Source organism: Streptomyces sp. NPDC058291 (assembly GCF_042880855.1).
Lineage (GTDB): Bacteria > Actinomycetota > Actinomycetes > Streptomycetales > Streptomycetaceae > Streptomyces.
In genome coordinates this window covers 91,415-107,936 of sequence record NZ_JBHVYK010000017.1, presented here as the reverse complement: position 1 = coordinate 107,936, position 16,522 = coordinate 91,415, and the positions used below count along the sequence as shown (strand labels likewise).

The following is a 16,522-nucleotide window of genomic DNA, read 5'->3' as shown; positions in this document are numbered from 1 at the left end:
GTGCCCGGTGGATGCAAGAACACACGGCGGATCTGCCTGGTTTCTTCACCGCTTCCGCGGGAACCGGTCCCGGACTCCTCACGTGCTTCGGCGGAGCTCGGAAGGGGCCGGGGGCTGGCCGGTGATCTCGGTGATCAGTTCGGCGCACAGATCGCGGAGTTTGATGTTGCGTTGCTGGGAGGCGGACCGCAGGACGCCGAAGGCCTCGTGCGCGCTGCAGCGGCGTCGGCCCATGACCACGCCGATGGCCTGGTCGATGAGGCTGCGCGACTGCATGGCGGTCCGCATCTGTTCCGCGAATTCCTGGGTGTCGCTGATGCGCTGGGCCAGGGCGATGCCGCCGGTGGCCTGAGAGGCGAGAGCGCGCAGGGCGCCGAGGTCGCTGTGCACGAAGGCCTGGGGCGGGGCGGCATAGATGTTGAGGGCGCCGGAGGTGTGGGTGTGGGCGGCGATCGGCAGCGAGAGGGAGCTGAGGATTCCGCAGTCGACGGCGTAGGCGGGGTAATCGCCCCATCTGGTCTCTTCGCGCATGTCGGCGATGTGGATCTCCTCGCCGGTACGCAGGGCCTGCAGACAGGGGCCGTCGTCCTGGCCGTACTGCTTCTCGTCCAGCTTCGTCGCCGAGGTTCCGGCGCTGGCCACGGTCAGCGCCTTGCCCTCGCGTTCGATGGTCACGCCGACGCCTTGGGCCCGGGACAGGTCGAGGGCGGCGGCGGCAAGGGTCTGGAGGAAGTCCTCGAGCGAATCGGTGTCCAGCAGCCACTGAGTGAGCTGGCTGCCGTCGTGAGCGGCGTCGGCGTGCATCGTCGGTTCCTTCTGAGCGGCATCTGGTGGCGTCGGGGCGACGGAGTCCGAGGCCCGCAGGGACACCTTCAGCGCGGCCACTGCCCGACGCCGGTCGTCGGCCGGCCCGGCGTGGCCTCTGTCGCGCGCGTTCTCCTTCACGGCTGCCCTGCGCCCAACGGATCATGTCCGCCCTGGCCGCCGTCGGGTAACCGCCGGCCGACCGCAGGCGTGACGCGCTCGCCGACCGGCTCCCGGCGTCCTTCGTCCCCCCGACACCTGGGCGCCCCGGCCCCGCGGACCTTCCCGCGGTGTCGTCCGTGCCGAAAGGGACGTGCGAGTCGCTGACCCCGTTCGGCTCAACGCCCTCCCGGCCGGCCGGTACCCTCTGTACCCGAGGACGGGGTTGGTAGGTCGGAAGGGGACCAGGTGAGAGCGGCGCGCACGCTGGCCACGTTCGACCACGTCGAGCTCGGTGATCACGTCTGCTGGCACACGGACCCGGCCGCCGCTTCCCCCGCGGACGTCCTCGCCTACGTGGCCGACGGCGCTCTGTACGGCGACAAGATCGTGGTGGTCGGCTCCGCCGGCGCCGTCTCGGGTCTTCCCCTGGCGGTGGTCCCGTCCGCCTCGGTGATCCTCGACGCGCCACGCGACGGGAACCCCGACTCCGTGCTGGCCGCGGTGCGCCGGGAAGCGCGTACCGCAGCCCGCGAGGGCTACCGGTCGGTGCGTGTGCTGACCGAACGGGTGCCCGCGGCAGAGCCCGTCGAGACCGAGGAACTGGTGGCCCAGGAGCTGAAGCTCGACGAGTTCGCCTCGGAGAGCAACGCCATCGTGGTGTGCGCCTTCCGGTCGTCTCAGTGGGACGGGCCTACGCTGGAACATATGGCAGGTGTGCACCCGCATGAGATGGGCATGCGCGCTGAGCGTCCGGCCTTCCGGATGTACAGCACCGGCGCCGACATCTGGAGCGTTGACGGAGTGATCGACTCGGAGTGCGCTGACGCGTTCAACACCGCGGTGCGCGCGGCGGTGCGGTGTTCGCGCAAGGTGAGTCTGCGCTTCGACACCCTCGACATGATCGACGCCGCCGGCATGCACGCACTCGTCGACGCGGCCCGGTACCTTCCCGATCGGCGCATCGTCGTCGAAGGCGCCAACGAGACCGTGCGGCTGTGCTGGGAGCTCGCCGGTTACGCGACCGCCGGCCTGCCGGTGGTGATGGCCGCATGACCGAGACCCTGCCCTCGCAGCCGTCCGACCGGGCGCAGCACTCGTTCCGCCACGAGCTCTACCCCTATCGCGGAGACGAGCAGTTCCTTTCCGGGACGCTCGGCTACATCCACGAGGCTCTGGAAGGCGGCGAGGCCGTGGTCGTCGCCGTCCCCTCGGACAAGGCGTCGCTGCTGCGCGGCGAGCTCGCCGACGAGCCCGACGTCACCTTCGTCGACACCATGACCCTCGGCCCCAACCCCGGTCGGCTCGTGGGCGCCTGGGTGGACTGGATGAAGGAGCGAGGAGAGGGCGACAGGCCGGTTCGCGGCATCGGGGAGACGGCGTGGCGCGAGGCCCGCAGCGCCGCGCACCTGTCGGAACTGCGCTATCACGAGTGGCTCTTGAACCGGGCCTTCGTCCGCAGCTCCGCGTGGTCGATGCTGTGCCCCTACGACGACGCCGACGAGGACCGGAGCGCCCTGCAGACCCTGTCCCGCTGCCATCCGCTGATCCGCCGGAACGGCCACTACGTCCCCAACGAGGGCTACCTCGCAGACGGGGATTACCCCTTCGAGGCCCTGAACCCGCCGTGCGATCCCTTCCAGGAACTGCATTACACGCACGGCGACCTGGCCGCGGTCCGCTCGAAGGTCTCACGCTGCGCGTCGGACGCGGGCGTCTCGGAGGATCAGCAGCGGAAGCTGGCCGTCGCCGTCACGGAGATCGCCACGAACAGCATCCGGCACGGCGGAGGCCGCGGGACCCTGCGCACCTGGACCCAGGACACGACGTTCCTGTGCGAGTTCCGCGACGCCGGCCACATCCCCGACGTGATGGCCGGGCGCACCCGCCCCACCGTCGACCAGATCGGCGGCCGCGGCCTCTGGCTCGCCCACCAGCTCTGCGACCTCGTCGAGATCCGCTCCACGCGCGAGCAGGGCACGACCGTCCGCCTGCACGTCGACGTGCCCGACTGAGCGACGGCCCCGGCCGAGCGACGTCCCGCCGCGCGTTCCGGGACGGGCGTCGTCCCTGGTCGTCAGGCCCGCAGGTCGCGCAGGACCTGGCGGGCGGCGCGGGCGCCCGAGGCCATGGCTCCCTGGACCGAGCCCGTGGCCCGGTGATCGCCGCACACGTACCGGCCCGCGGCCACCCGGGTCGTGCGACCGAGATCCTGTGGGGCCGTCATCGAGGGCAGCGCCTCGGGGACGGTGCGGACGGTCAGCAGTTCCCAGCCGGTCGCGTCGGTCGCGTAGGCCTCGCTCAGCGTCTCGCGCAGACCGGCCTCCCGGCCCTCCGCGTCGGCGCCCAGCACCGAGGTGGCGACGAGCGGCCGGCCGGTCGGGGAGTAGGCGGGAGCGACCTCGCTCAGCACGCACGTATTGAGGAAGCGCCGCCGGGTGTCGACCAGCAGAGTGGGCTCGGGCAGCGGCGTGCGCGCGGGGGCGTGGTAGTACGTCGTCACCGTGCGGTACGCGGGCACGGTCACCGTCGGCAGCAGCGCGGCGGCCGGCCCGGGGCCGGTGGCCACCACCACAGCGCGTGCCGGGACGGTTTCGCCGGCGGCGGTCTCCACGCCGTCGTCGGTCAGCCGCTCCACCGCGGTCTCCAGCCGCACGGCGCCCTGGGGCAGCGCGGCCGCCAACGCGCGCGGGACGGCTCCGATGCCGTCGGCGGGCAGGCTCAGGGCGCCGCGCAGCATGCTGCGCCACACCAGGTGGAAGACCCGGGCGGAGGTCTCCAGCCGGTCCTCCAGGAACACTCCGGACAGGAAGGGACGGAAGAAGCGCTCGACGAACGCCTCGCTGAACCCGGCCTGCGCGAGCGCCGCCCGTGTACTGCGGTCGGGGCTCCGCTTGAGCCGGTGCGGCGGGATCAGCGCGTCCCGGGCCGCGAGGGCGCCGAGGGCCGCCAGATCCCGCGGTCCCGCGACCCGGCCCGGCAGGAGGTCGACCAACGAGGACGGGTGCGGGCCGGGGACGGTCAGCCGGCGTCTGCCGGAGTCGGTGTGCAGGAGAACGCCCCGGGTGAACGGGCGCAGAGCCAGAGCAGACAGCGCCAGCCGCCTCCGGACCTGCGGATACGACGGGTTGAAGACCTGGAAGCCGCGGTCGATCACGAAGCCCTGGACACGGTCGGAGCGCATCCGGCCGCCGACCCCGTCCGAGGCCTCCAGCACCTGGACCGCGACTCCGGCCGCGAGGAGGTCCTGGGCGCAGGCGAGGCCGGCGACGCCTGCTCCGATCACCACGACCTCGGGGGAACGCTGCCCTGCGGTCACGTCGGTCACGTCGGTCACGTCGTCTCCTTCCGTCGCCGGGCTCGCCCCCGTACGGGCGGGGCCGCCCGCTGGTGGCTGAGCGCCGTCACGCCCTTTTCGCCGCCGGGCGCCGGCGCGGACGCACCCCGGGCGAACGCGGGGCGGTCGCGTGGCGGTCGCGGGGTTCGGCCGGCGCGTCCGGGCGGCGGGCGTCGGCGGCGCGCATCGTCGTTGACCGGGTGGACCGTCCTCGATCCGCCCGCCGCCGAGTGGCGCGCCCCGGCTTCGTGCGGCCGTGGGGGCTCAGCCGGGGAAACGTCCTGTCGAGCGCAGCTGCCAGCGCCTCTCCGCGTAGGCCAGGTCGTCGCGCCACAGGCGTCCGGCGGCGGCCCGCACCAGGGGCCGCAGCAGCGGCGACATCCGTCGTGCCACGGCGAAGCCGGTGCGGTCCGACGCGGCGACGACGGCCTCCACCACCGCCGTGCGGGGCCTGCCCCGGTCGTCGGGGCCGAGCGGGGTCGCGTGCGTCTCGACGACCGAGCCGTGGCCCTCGCCGGCGGTGATGTGCATGACGACCGTGCGCGGCTCGGGTGCGGTGAAGACGGCGCGGACCGGTACGACGAGCCGTCCGGCGAGTCTGAAGGAGACGTCGACGACGAAACCGTCCTCGCCGGCCGCCGAGGCCCCGGCGTCTGCCACCGCTCGCCTCTCGGCTCGTGCCTCGCCTGCTGACCGCGCCTCCTCACCCGACGCGTCTCCTGTCTCCTCCCCGGCCTCCGTTCCGGCTCCTGTCCCCGCCCGCTGCGTCGTCGTCGCGGGGATGTCGACGACGGTCAGATCGACGAAGGAGTACGGGTGGAACCAGGCGCCGTGCCAGGGGTCCAGCCGGTTGGCCACGACGTCCTCCGGCTCGCAGGTCCCGACGCCCACGTAGACGGCCGTCACCGCCCGGCTGAGGACGGGCCTGGCCGGCACCACCGGCGCCTCCAGGGGCGGCTCGCCGCCCACGTCGTCCAGACGCACCCACACCAGCACGCCGTCGTCGTGCGCGGGCAGGGGCTCCCAGCCGGCGAACGGCGCGCCCCCGAGCGCGAGTCCGTGCCAGTGGCAGACGAGGGTCCCGCACCGGACCGGGCTGTCGCGCAGCGGCGCCCCCAGGTGCGGGCAGATGCCCGGCCCGGCGACGAGGCGGCCCGTGGCGTCGCGCCAGACGACGACCTCCCGTCCGGCGATCGTCCGGGCGAGGGGACGGTCGTCCCGCACGTCGCGGGTCGCGCCCACGACGAACCAGTTGCCCGAAGGGCGGCCCTGAGCGCGCTTCAGGGCCTGGGCGATGACGGCCGGGCGGGCCTCGCGCCAGGTCGGCCGCTGACGTTCCCAGGCGACCGGATTCCTGCGCAGCGACAGGGGGAGGCGTCCGCGGCGGACGGAACGGTCGGGGTTCACGTGACCTCCTTGTGCAGTGGCTGCGCCGTGACGGTCCGGGACATCGGGTGCTTCTCGACCAGCCTCCCCGGTGCGACGGACTGCGCGGGCCGCACGGCCGGCGCCACCGTGCGGGGCGTGACGCCCGCCGCCGGCCGGCCGGTCATGCGGGCCCGCGCCCGGGCCGCCGTCAGACGCGCCAGGCCGTCGGCGGCCACCACGGCCCGCCGCCGACGGGGCACCACGGCGCGCCGGTGCAGGACGGCGTACCCGTCGGCGGCGACGGCGTCGAGGATGCCGCCGTAGAGGACGAAGGCCGTGCGGATGCAGGGGCGTGACACGGGTTCGAGCATCGCGATGCCGGGCGCCGCCTCGCGGTAGACGCCGCGGGTGAGGTCGGCGAAGGCGCGGAAGGCGTCGGTGATGCGCGGGTCGCGGCGTCCGGTGCGGCGACTCCACAGCAGCAGCTCCCGGTCGACGCCGTGCGCGGACAACAGGTCGGCGGGGAGGTAGACGCGTCCGCGGTCGAGGTCCTCGCCCACGTCGCGCAGGAAGTTGGTCAGCTGGAAGGCGACGCCGAGGGCGGCCGCGTGCGGGGCGGCCTCCTCGCGCGGGACCACGGAGCCCAGGACGGGCAGCATCTGCAGCCCGATCACCGCCGCGGATCCGTGCATGTACGCGTACAGGTCGTCGTAGGTCGGATAGTCGGTGACCTCCAGGTCGCTGCGCATGGACGCCATGAAGTCGCCGAAGTGGTCGTGGTCGATGGCGTAGCGCCGGGCCGTGTCGGCCAGCGCCAGGACGACCGGCTCGGCGCTGCTGCCGTCCCGCAGGCCCCGCTGGAGCCGCTCGTGGAGCCTGGCGAGGTCGGCCGCGCGGCGCTGGGGAGGAATGCCGGCGTCCAGGGAGTCGACGATGTCGTCGGCCCAGCGGGCGAAGCCGTAGAGGGCGTGGACGGCCGGCCGCCGCTCCACGGGCAGCAGCCGGGTGGCGAGGAAGTACGTCCTGCCGTGCCGGGCGTTGAGCCGCCGGCACCGCGTGTAGGCGTCGCGCAGCACCGGCTCGGTGATGCCCGCCGCGTCGAGTTCACGGGTCGTCATGAGCGCGTTCCTTCCGACACGGTCGGCGCGTCCGGCCGGGCGGGCGCGTCCGGCACGCGCGGCACGGCGCGTGGGCCGGGGTGTGGGGCGACGGCGGTGGTGTGCCGTCCGGTGATGCGGGCCGCGGCGAGCTTGCCGGACAGCAGGACGGTGGGGACGCCGACGCCCGGTGTGGTGCCGCACCCGGCGAGTACGGCGTTGTCGGCGCCGCGGACCAGGTTGCGCGGCCGGAACGGTCCGGTCTGCGCGAACGTGTGGGCGGCCGAGAAGGGAGTGCCGGCCGCGTGGCCCTGCGCCGCCCAGTCGGCGGGCGTGACGAGGACCTGCTCCTCGACGGCCTCCGCGATGCCCTCGAAGCCGCGCCGGTCGAGTTCGCGCAGGACGCTGTCGCGGTACCGCGGGCCGAGATCGCCCCAGGCGGCGGCGTCCGGCCCGATGTCGGTGTTCGGGCACGGGGCCAGGACGTAGTGGAGGTGGTGCCCGGGCGGGGCGAGCGTCGGGTCGGTGGCGGTGGGGCGGGTGATGAGCAGCGACGGGTCGCTCATCAGGCGGCCCTCGCGGGTGAGTTCGTCGAAGGTGCGGCGCCACTCGCCGCCGAACGACAGCGTGTGGTGGCCGAGTCCGGGCCACGTCCGGTCGGTGCCGACGTGCAGGACGACCGCCGAAGGGGCGTGCCGGAGGCGCAGCGGGCGGCGCGGTGTGCGACCGAGCAGGCCGTAGGAGACCGGGAGTTCGGGGGTCAGGACGACGGCGTCGCACGGGATGCGGTCCTGGTCGGTGACGACGGCGGTGACGCGGCCCGCGGAGCGTTCCAGCCGGGTGACCGCCTGCCCGAAGCGCAGGTCGGCGCCCGCCTGCGCGGCGGCGTCCGCCATGGCCTGCGGCAGCGCGTGCATACCGCCGCGGGGGAAGTACACGCCGGCGACCGTGTCCATGTAGGCGATCACGGCGTAGGCGGCCAGGGCCCGCTCCGGGGCGACTCCGGCGTACAGCGCCTGGAAGGAGAAGACACGCCGCAGGCGCTCGTCGCGCAGATGGCGGCCGATGCCCGCGTCCAGGCGTCCGAATCCGCCGAGGGCGGCGAGCCGGGCCAGGTCCGGGGTCAGCAGTTGCAGGGGCGAGTCGAAGTTGGCGTCGATGAAGCGTCGCATCTGGGCCCGGTACAGCTGTTCCAGCCAGCTGCGCAGTCGCCGGTAGCCCGCTGCCTCCCGGGCGCCGGCGAAGCGTTCGACCTCCGCCTCCATCGCCGCCGCGTCGGTGTGCACGTCGAGGCTGCTGCCGTCCGCGAACCGCGCCTGGTAGGCGGGATGCAGGGGGACGAGGTCGACGCGGTCGCGGAGGTTCTCGCCGACCGCGGCGAACGCCTCGTCGGCGAGGTCGGGCATGGTCAGCACGGTGGGTCCGGTGTCGATGCGGTAGCCACCGCGCTCCAGGCGTCCGGCGCGCCCTCCGGGCTGGGCGTCGCGCTCCACGAGGGTGACCCGGCGGCCCGCGCCGAGCAGGTGCAGCGCGGCCGCCAGACCGGAGAGCCCGGCGCCGACCACGACCACGTGATCGGTGGGTCCGGTGATGGTCCTGGTCATCGCACGCCCCCTTCGGCGCCGACGGCCAGCAGTGCGGCGACGGGCGTCCCGTCGTCGGCTCCGCTCGGTCCGGGCGGTGAGCCGGGGGTCGTGCCGGCCGCCGCGTGCAGCAGGTCCCGAAGACGGCGACGGCCGTGCTGCTCCAGCGCGGCGGAGTCCAGATGGCGCATTCCCTGGGCGACCAGCCGGTCGATCTTCGCCTCGACGATGTCACGCGCGCCGGTGGTCACCAGCACGTCGCGGACCTCGGCGAGACGGCCGTCGCAGAGATCGGCGCGACCCAGCGAACGGCGCAGCACGGCCAGGGCGCGCCGGTCCGCGGTGGCTTCCGCCCGGGCACGGGCCACCGCCGTCAGGTAGGTGGGTTTGCCCGCCCGGATGTCGCCGCCGGTGGGCTTGCCGGTGCGCAGGGGGTCGCCGAACACGTCGGTGAGGTCGTCGCGCAGCTGGAAGGCGATGCCGACGCAGCGGCCGGCCGAGCACAGGGCCGCGGTGCGCGCGGCGTCCGCGCCCGCCAGGGCCGCTCCGAGCGCCAGCGGCCGTTCCACCGAGTACAGGGCGCTCTTGAGGCAGGCTGCGCGGATCGCGCGGGCCAGGGAAACGGAGGAGGTGACCTGGCCCTGTATGTCGAGGTACTGACCGGCGACCATCTCGGTGCGCATCGTGCTCCACAGATCGCGCACCCTGCGGGCGGTGTCCGGCGCCACCTCGATGGCGGCGACCGTGTCGTCCGCCCAGGCCAGGGCGAGGTCGCCGGCGAGGATCGCCGCGGCTTCGCCGAAGCGCCGGCCGGGTTCGGGGGCCACGGCGCCGGCGTACTGGGCGGCGACGTCGGCGTGCAGGACGGGCCGGCCGCGACGCATCCGGGAGCCGTCCATGACGTCGTCGTGGACGAGGGCGCAGGTCTGGATCAGTTCCAGGGCCGCACCGACCCGCAGGGCGGATTCCGCCTCCCTCAGGCCGCCGCCGCAGGCCCGCAGCGCCCACCACACGAACCGCGCACGCATGCGCTTGCCCCCCTTCCGTGTGAAGGCGGCGACGCGCTCGGCGACATCGTGTCCGAACACCGGGTCGAGGGCGGCGGCCCGTTCCACGCGTTGGCCCAAAAGGTCGTCCAGCAGTCGGCCCACGGCTGCGGACACGTCCGCGTCGATGTCCGCCAGGGCGTCCCCGTCCAGCCGGAGCCGCGGGGCCCGGGAAACTTCTTCGGGTGCGCCCGGGGCGGGGAGACCGTCTGCGAACAGGGGAAATCCGCCTGCGGGGCGCATGGGGTGAGGGTCCGGTGCCTTCTTGGCCACAGGGAGATCCTTCGCCTCGGTGGGGCGCATCCCGGTTCCTCTCGCCGCGGTCGCCTGGGTGTCTGACGTAATGCCTTCCGCGAAAAGGGCGTCCACGGATGCGCCATTGGGGGAGAACGTGTGGCCGATCTCGGCCGACGGGCCGAGACCGCGGCGCAGGAACAGCGGTCGGCAGAACGGGCGGCGCGAGAAACGATGCAAGGGCGATGCAAGTTGTCGTGTCGCTGGTGCGCTTCGCATGGTGGGGGAGTGGCGGTCGCCGTCCGCGACCGCGACCACGGCATGAGGGGTCGGCCGCGGGAACCGGGCCCCGCCCGCCCCGAGAGACGGCACGGGCACCGCCCGCACGAGGAGCAGCGTCATGACTGCACGCCAAGTCACCGAGCAGACCGTCGACAGCGCCCCGCTGTGGGCTCCGACGGAGGACTCCCTGGCCGACGAGGAACTCGCCGCCGGGTTCGCGGACGGCGACGAGACCTGCCTCGTCGCCGTCTACCACCGGTGGGGCGCCCTCGTGTACACCCTCGCCCGGCGCTCGCTGGGGGACGCGCGAGAGGCGGAGGACGTCACCCAGACCGTCTTCCTGGCCGCTTGGCGGGGGCGAGCCGGGTTCGCCCCGGAGCGCGGCGCGTTGAGCGCGTGGCTCGTCGGCGTCACCCGCCGCAAGATCGCCGACGCCCTGACGGCGCGCACCCGGCGGGCCGAACTCGTGGCGGCGGCCGGCGCGCGGATGTCCGTCGGCCACGTCGACCGCGACGCCCAGCCGGACGCCGTCCTCGACCGCGTCCTGATCGGCCACGAACTCGCCAAGCTGCCCCCGGCCCAGCGGCGGGTCCTCACTCTCGCCTTCTACGACGACCTGACGCAGCCGCAGATCGCGGACGTCACCGGCTGGCCGCTGGGGACGGTCAAGAGCCATGCCAGGCGCGGTCTGCACCGCCTCGGCCGCTGCCTCCAGGGGGACGGCGTCAGCGATGACGGCGGGTAATCCGACGCACAAGCGATGCGCCGGGCAGAACGGCGCTCTCGGCGTCCGGATGAGACGCGAGTCGTGCGGCCGGTGCATCCGACGCGGCCCTGACGCCCGTAGACCCGGCACAGGGAGCTCCACCCCCACCGCCGCGACGGCGCCCGTCAGGGGCAGGGGGCTTGCTCAACGGCCCGTCAGGACGTCAGGAGGCACGGGTGGCCGAGCGTCGGGCTTCGCCCCACATCCCCCAGGGGGAGCACATTCCCCACGCGGATCTGGTCTCCCGCGCCCTCGACGGCGACCGGGCCCCGTGGGGCACGGTCGCCGCCCTCCATCTCGGCCTGTGCCGTACCTGCCGCGAACGGCTGGCCGCCTACGAACGCGCCGCGGCTGCGGGCCGCCTGACCCGTCCGGGTGAAACCCTGCAAGCACCCCCCGCCCGGGTGTGGACCTCGGTCCGCGCACACCTCGCCGCCGAACGCGCCCGGACACCGTCGCCCCCGTCCGAGCCGGCCGTCCATCGCGCACCGAACGCCGGCTTCCGCGCCCCGCGCCGCCCGGCCGCCGCGGCGTGGGCGGTCGTCCGCACCCTCGTGCGCCTGCCCGCTCACCTGCTCGCCCGGCTGCGCCACGGGCGGCCCCGCGACGGAAACCGCTGACACCGGCCACTCACCCGCTTGCCCCCCGACGCCGGCTCCGCGCCCCCACACGGACGACAAACCCGGCGGAGCCTGCATCCACGAAGCGCTCCCAGGGTGAATGCTTCCGACAGACCACCGGCTGCCCGCGCACCGCCGGTGGGAAGCGCACAGAGGGAGGGAACGGTTCGTGGTGCACGCTGAGGTGGCCATCCTGGGCGCGGGAGCGGCGGGACTGTCCCTCGCCCACCGGCTCACGCGGGCCGCGCCCGGGGCCCGCCGGGTATCCGCCGTGCTGGTGGACGCGCCGCCCGGTCCGCTCCGTCCGCCGAGCCGCACCTGGTGCTTCTGGGAGCCGGACGCCGGCCCGTACGACGCCGCGCTGACCGCCGCATGGCAACGACTGCGGGTCCACGGCCGCGCCGGACAGCCGATCGAGGACGACATCGCCCCCCTGCGCTACAAGATGCTGCGCTCCGACGACTTCGAGCGCCTCGTCGCCCGCGACCTGGCGCGCTGCGACGACGTCCGACGGCTGGAGGCGACCGTCGAGGCCGTGGACGGCGGCGCCGACGGAGCACGGATCCGTGCCCGCGCCGGCGACGGCCGCCAGGTGACGGTGCACGCCCGCTGGGTCTTCGACTCCCGGCCCCTCGACCGTCTGCCCCCGGCACGGACCACCCTCTTGCAGCACTTCCGCGGCTGGTTCGTGCGCACCGAGCGGCCGGTGTTCGACCCCGCCACGGTGGACCTCATGGACTTCAGGGTGCCGCAGCCGCCCCGGGGCCTCGCCTTCGGCTACCTCCTCCCCACCGGCCGCCACGAGGCGCTCGTGGAGTACACCCAGTTCTCCGACACCGCGCTGTCCCGCCAGGCGTACGAGGGCGCGCTGCGGCACTACACCCAGGACGTGCTGCACCTGAACGGCTTCCGGATCACCGCGACGGAGACCGGCGTGATCCCCATGACCGACGCGCGCTTCACCCGCCGGCCGGCGCCGTCCGTCTTCCGCATCGGCGCCGCGGGAGGCGCCACCCGGCCGTCCACCGGCTACACCTTCTCCGCCGTCCAACGCCAGACCCGGGCCGTCGCGGACGCCTTGCACACGGGCCGCCACCCGATGCCGCCGCCCGCCCACTCGGCCCGCTCGCGCGCCATGGACGCGGTGATGCTGCGGGCACTGGCCAGCGGCCGCGTCGACGGCGACGCCTTCTTCGGACGGCTCTTCGCGCAGGTGCCGATGGAACGGCTGCTGCGTTTCCTGGACGGCGGCACCCGCCTGCGCGAAGACCTCTCCGTCGGCGTCCGCACCCCCGTCTGGCCGATGCTGCGCTGCGTGGCGGAGCTGCCCTGGCTCACCCGCACACCCCCGCCCGGTCGATGAGCGACGAACGAGCGACACGAAGGAGCACGAAGGAGCCCCCGACGACCTGACCGCGCTTGACCGCCTCCGCCTTCGCTTCTGCCTCCGCCACTGCCTCCGACCGCGTTCGTCCCGACCGCCCCGCCCATGACCGCCCCGGCCGCATCCCGGCCGGCCGCACGCCGACCACAGGAGACCGCATGACCCTGCTGCGCGACGAGGACCTGGCCGCCGCGTTCGACCACGCTTCTCGCAGCTACGACACCCTGGTCGCCGCCAACCCCGGCTACCACGGCCAACTGCGCCGCTCCGCGCGCCGCCTCGGGCTGCCCGACGGCGGCAGGGGACTGCGTGTGCTGGACCTCGGCTGCGGCACGGGCGCCTCGACGGCCGCCCTCGCCGCGGTCCTCCCCGACGCCGGGATCACCGCGGTGGACGCCTCCGCCGGCATGCTGGAGCGGGCCGCGCGCAAGCCGTGGCGGGACGGGGTGACCTTCGTGCGGGCCCCCGCCGAACGGCTGGCCGAAGCGGGCGTGCGCGGCCCCTTCGACGCGGTCTTCGCCGCCTACCTCTTCCGCAACGTCGCCGACCCGGACGCGGTGCTCCGCGCGGTGCGGGACGTCCTCGCGCCGGGCGGCCGCCTCGCGGTGCACGAGTACACCCTGAGCGGCCGGCGCGCCCACCGCGCGGTGTGGACGGGCGTGTGCCGCGGACTCGTCCTGCCCGTCGCCACCCTCCTCGGCGACGGCGAGCTGTACCGGCACCTGTGGCGCAGCGTCGTGGACTTCGACACGGCCGACCGCTTCGCCGCCCGGGTCCGCGCCGCCGGTTTCCAGGACGTCAGGACGCTGCCGCTGCCGGGGTGGCAGACCGGCATCACCCACACCGTCGTCGCCCGCCGCCGCGGAGCTCCCGAGGAGGACCGCGGCGCCCCCGGCGAGGGCGCCCGGACCACCGCGGGCGACGACGGCGCCACCTCGGCGGGCCGCCGATGACCCGCATCCGACGACCGGACGCCGCCCGGCGCGGCCGGGACCGGCGCGCCCGCACCGTCCTGCCCGCTCCGGGCGCACCGCGCGTCGGCGCCGGCCGTCCGCTGACGACGGCGGTCGTGGGCGGCGGCATCGCCGGCCTCGCGGCCGCCACGGGCCTGGCCGAGAAGGGCGCGCGGGTCACGCTCTACGAGCGCGAACCCGCCTTGGGCGGCCGGCTGTCCGGTCGGCCGACCGTCCTCTCCGACGGCAGCACCGTCACCATGAGCCGCGGGTTCCACGCCTTCTTCCGCCAGTACTACAACCTGCGCGGACTTCTACGGCGCACCGATCCGCAGCTCAACCGCCTGCGGGCGCTGCCCGACTACCCGCTCCGGCACGGCAGCGGCGTACAGGACAGCTTCCGGCACGTCCCGCGCACCCCGCCGTGGAGCGCGCTCGGCTTCGTGGCCCTCAGCCCCACGTTCGGACTGCGCGACCTCGTCCGCATGAACCCGGTCGCCGCACTGCCCCTTCTGGACGTCCGCGTCCCCGACGTCTACGAGCGGCTCGACGACGTCAGCGCGCACGACTTCCTCCGGTCGATCCGCTTCCCGGAGGCCGCGCACCATCTCGCGTTCGAGGTGTTCTCCCGCAGCTTCTTCGCCGACCCGCGTCACCTGTCCGCGGCGGAGATGGTGCTGATGTTCCACATCTACTTCCTCGGCTCGGCGGAGGGCCTCCTCTTCGACGTGCCCGACGAGCCCTTCCCGTCCGCGCTGTGGGAACCGCTGGCCGACTATCTGCGCGGCCACGGCGTCGACGTGTGCGCCGACACCCGTGTCGAGACCGTCGAACCGACCGCGGACGGCGGTTTCGTCGTCGCCACGGACACGACGGAACGGCGCTACGACACCGCCGTCCTGGCCCTGGACGCGGGAGGTCTCCGCTCGCTCGTCGCGGGCTCCCCGCGCCTGGCGGACGCCGAGTGGCGCGCGCGGATCTCGCGGCTGCGCACCGCCCCGCCGTTCCTGGTCTCCCGCCTGTGGCTGGACCGTCCGGTCGCCGCCGACCGCCCCGGCTTCCTGGGCACCAGCGGCTTCGGAACCCTCGACAACGTCAGCGTCCTGGAACGCTGGGAGGGGGAGGCGGCGCGCTGGGCCGCGCGCACCGCAGGGTCGGTCGTCGAACTGCACGCCTACGCCCTGCCCGAGCGCGCCGTACGCGACGTCGAGCAGAAGCGCCTGGTGGAGCAGTTGCACCGGGTGTATCCGGAGACGCGTGCGGCGAGGGTCGTCGACGAACGGCACGAGTGGCGGGCGGACTGCCCGCTGTTCCCGGTCGGCGGACACGGCGACCGGCCGACCGTGCGCACCTCGGATCCCGGACTGGTGGTGGCCGGCGACGTCGTGCGCACCGGGTTGCCCGTGGCGCTGATGGAACGTGCGGCCACGAGCGGCTTCCTCGCGGCCAACGCGCTGCTGGAGCGCCGGGGCGTCAGGGGCCAGACCCTGTGGACGGTCCCCGACCGGGGACGCAGCGCGGTGCTGCGCGGGCTCGCGCGCCTCGGCTGACACGGGCACTCGGCCGAAGAAGAGCCTGCGAACGGGTGGTCTTGCCCGCGCGTCGCATCCGTCGAGGCGGCGACGGGCGAATCGTCCGGGTGAGCGGCGGGCGCGCACCGCACGTCCAGAGGCCCGCCGGGAGCTCCGCACCGCACGTCCAGAGGCCCGCCAAGAGCTCGGCCCCCGAGGGAGACGCACATGCACGGCGCGACGACGCACGAGGAGCGAGCGGCCCGAAGCGTTCCCGACGGTCCGGCCACGGAACCTCGGTCACATCCACGGCCGGAACCCCGGCCGGAGCCGGAGCAGAAGCGGGAATCCGAGCGGCGTCCCCACCCCGCGCAGCCGAGCCGCGGGCCGGGGGGAGAGGCCACGGAGACCGCGCTGACCTGGGGTGACATCGGTCTGGGCACCATGGCCGCGATGCTCGTGGTGTCCCTGCGCAAGGTGGGCGCCCGCGGGTTCGAAGCCCGCTGTCAATGGCCGCGTCTGCACCCGCTCAACGAACGCGCGCTCACGGTCGTCCACCACCCGCTGATCATGGCCGAGTCGCTGCGCCAGCTCGCCGCGGCCCTGGAACGCCGGCACCTCGCGACGGCCGCCACGGCGCTGGAGCCCGTCTCGGTCGGCCTGGGCCTGGCTCCGGGAGCACAGCCGCGAGAGGCCGGCGACGCCACCGCCGTGGGCGTGCGGCTCGGGGTGAGCGACGTCCTGCTCGACGACGGAGAACTCATCGGATACCGGGTCTCGGCCGAGTTCCTGCACGCCGGCCAGCGGTTCGGCTCGTGCACGATGCGGCTGGCGCGCCGGGCGGCCGACGGCGACCCGCCGGTGCACGCCAAGCCGACCGGCGGCCTCCAACACCCGGCGGCGGCCGTCGTGGGAGCGGCCGCCGAGCCCGACGTCATGCTCGCGCGGGCCTGTCAGGGCCGGCTCGTCCTCGCTCCGCGCGACCCCGGACATCCGGTCCTCCTCCCCGGACGACCCTCCCGGCTTCCGGCCCTCGCGGTCCTGGAGGCAGGGCGGCAGGCGGCGCTCCTCTCCTGTGGGATGACAGCGGCAGCCGTCACCGGCCTGCGAGTGGACCTGCGCGGTCCTGTGCCCGGTGAGGGCGCGTTCGTCGAGGTGGCCGCGGAGTCGCTGGGGCCCCGGTTCGCGGTACTGGCTCAGGGACAGCCGGTCGCCACGGGCACCGTCGCCCTGCTGAGGGCCTGAGGGCCTGAGGGCCTGGGCGCTTGGGGGCCTCAGGGCCTGTCGAGGGCCAGGCGGCGCCCGCGGATGCGGGAACGGGTCGGCGGCGCGAGCCTGGGAACTCGGAGCGGGACATCGCCTACCGGCTCAGCGCCGC

General features: G+C 74.7%; 14 protein-coding genes. 8 read left to right on the top strand and 6 right to left on the bottom strand.

All coding sequences use genetic code 11. The features are described 5' to 3' along the window. Positions 1–78 precede the first annotated feature (78 nt). Complete coding sequence (locus tag ACFVYK_RS11875) at positions 79–804, bottom strand: GAF and ANTAR domain-containing protein (protein ID WP_389771848.1); 726 nt, start codon at positions 802–804, stop codon at positions 79–81. A 408-nt stretch (positions 805–1,212) separates the two neighbouring features. On the opposite strand from ACFVYK_RS11875, the gene ACFVYK_RS11870 reads away from it, so the two are divergent. Further along, entirely contained in the window at positions 1,213–2,019 is an 807-nt protein-coding gene (locus ACFVYK_RS11870) for an MEDS domain-containing protein (RefSeq protein ID WP_389771845.1), read from the top strand. Further along, positions 2,016–2,978, top strand: coding sequence for an anti-sigma factor RsbA family regulatory protein (locus ACFVYK_RS11865; RefSeq protein WP_389771842.1), 963 nt, complete (start codon positions 2,016–2,018; stop codon positions 2,976–2,978). Before ACFVYK_RS11870 ends, ACFVYK_RS11865 begins: the two co-directional genes overlap by 4 nt. Positions 2,979–3,040: 62 nt before the next feature. Here the strand turns inward: ACFVYK_RS11865 and ACFVYK_RS11860 are convergent, their stop codons facing one another. From ACFVYK_RS11860 to ACFVYK_RS11840, 5 genes are all read right to left on the bottom strand, one after another. Continuing rightward, a complete protein-coding gene (locus tag ACFVYK_RS11860) occupies positions 3,041–4,300 on the bottom strand; it encodes an NAD(P)/FAD-dependent oxidoreductase (protein WP_389771840.1) in 1,260 nt (419 codons plus the stop codon). 264 nt (positions 4,301–4,564) lie between these two features. Beyond that, on the bottom strand, positions 4,565–5,707 hold the full coding sequence (locus ACFVYK_RS11855; RefSeq protein ID WP_389771838.1) for a DUF5914 domain-containing protein: 1,143 nt from the start codon (positions 5,705–5,707) through the stop codon (positions 4,565–4,567). After that, positions 5,704–6,786 carry a phytoene/squalene synthase family protein gene (locus tag ACFVYK_RS11850; protein ID WP_389771836.1) on the bottom strand — a complete coding sequence of 361 codons (1,083 nt, stop codon included), beginning with the start codon at positions 6,784–6,786 and terminating at the stop codon, positions 5,704–5,706. Before ACFVYK_RS11850 ends, ACFVYK_RS11855 begins: the two co-directional genes overlap by 4 nt. Continuing rightward, positions 6,783–8,369: a phytoene desaturase family protein gene (gene crtI / locus ACFVYK_RS11845; protein WP_389771833.1), complete on the bottom strand. Its 1,587-nt coding sequence runs from the start codon at positions 8,367–8,369 to the stop codon at positions 6,783–6,785. Before crtI ends, ACFVYK_RS11850 begins: the two co-directional genes overlap by 4 nt. Continuing rightward, entirely contained in the window at positions 8,366–9,667 is a 1,302-nt protein-coding gene (locus ACFVYK_RS11840; RefSeq protein WP_389771830.1) for a polyprenyl synthetase family protein, read from the bottom strand. Before ACFVYK_RS11840 ends, crtI begins: the two co-directional genes overlap by 4 nt. A 361-nt stretch (positions 9,668–10,028) precedes the next feature. On the opposite strand from ACFVYK_RS11840, the gene ACFVYK_RS11835 reads away from it, so the two are divergent. The 6 genes from ACFVYK_RS11835 (at position 10,029) to ACFVYK_RS11810 (ending at position 16,389) form a co-directional block, all read left to right on the top strand. Continuing rightward, positions 10,029–10,655: a sigma-70 family RNA polymerase sigma factor gene (locus tag ACFVYK_RS11835; protein WP_389771828.1), complete on the top strand. Its 627-nt coding sequence runs from the start codon at positions 10,029–10,031 to the stop codon at positions 10,653–10,655. Positions 10,656–10,852: 197 nt separating this feature from the next. Beyond that, positions 10,853–11,296 (top strand): hypothetical protein, encoded by a 444-nt coding sequence (locus ACFVYK_RS11830; protein WP_389771825.1) that lies wholly within the window; start codon positions 10,853–10,855, stop codon positions 11,294–11,296. Positions 11,297–11,465: 169 nt separating this feature from the next. Further along, positions 11,466–12,659: a lycopene cyclase family protein gene (locus ACFVYK_RS11825; protein WP_389771822.1), complete on the top strand. Its 1,194-nt coding sequence runs from the start codon at positions 11,466–11,468 to the stop codon at positions 12,657–12,659. Positions 12,660–12,838: 179 nt separating this feature from the next. Then, entirely contained in the window at positions 12,839–13,633 is a 795-nt protein-coding gene (locus tag ACFVYK_RS11820; RefSeq protein ID WP_389771820.1) for a class I SAM-dependent methyltransferase, read from the top strand. Then, positions 13,630–15,183: an FAD-dependent oxidoreductase gene (locus tag ACFVYK_RS11815; RefSeq protein ID WP_389771818.1), complete on the top strand. Its 1,554-nt coding sequence runs from the start codon at positions 13,630–13,632 to the stop codon at positions 15,181–15,183. The genes ACFVYK_RS11820 and ACFVYK_RS11815 overlap by 4 nt, the downstream gene beginning before the upstream one ends. 414 nt (positions 15,184–15,597) lie before the next feature. Continuing rightward, positions 15,598–16,389 carry a hypothetical protein gene (locus tag ACFVYK_RS11810; protein ID WP_389771815.1) on the top strand — a complete coding sequence of 264 codons (792 nt, stop codon included), beginning with the start codon at positions 15,598–15,600 and terminating at the stop codon, positions 16,387–16,389. The last annotated feature ends 133 nt before the right edge of the window (positions 16,390–16,522 follow it).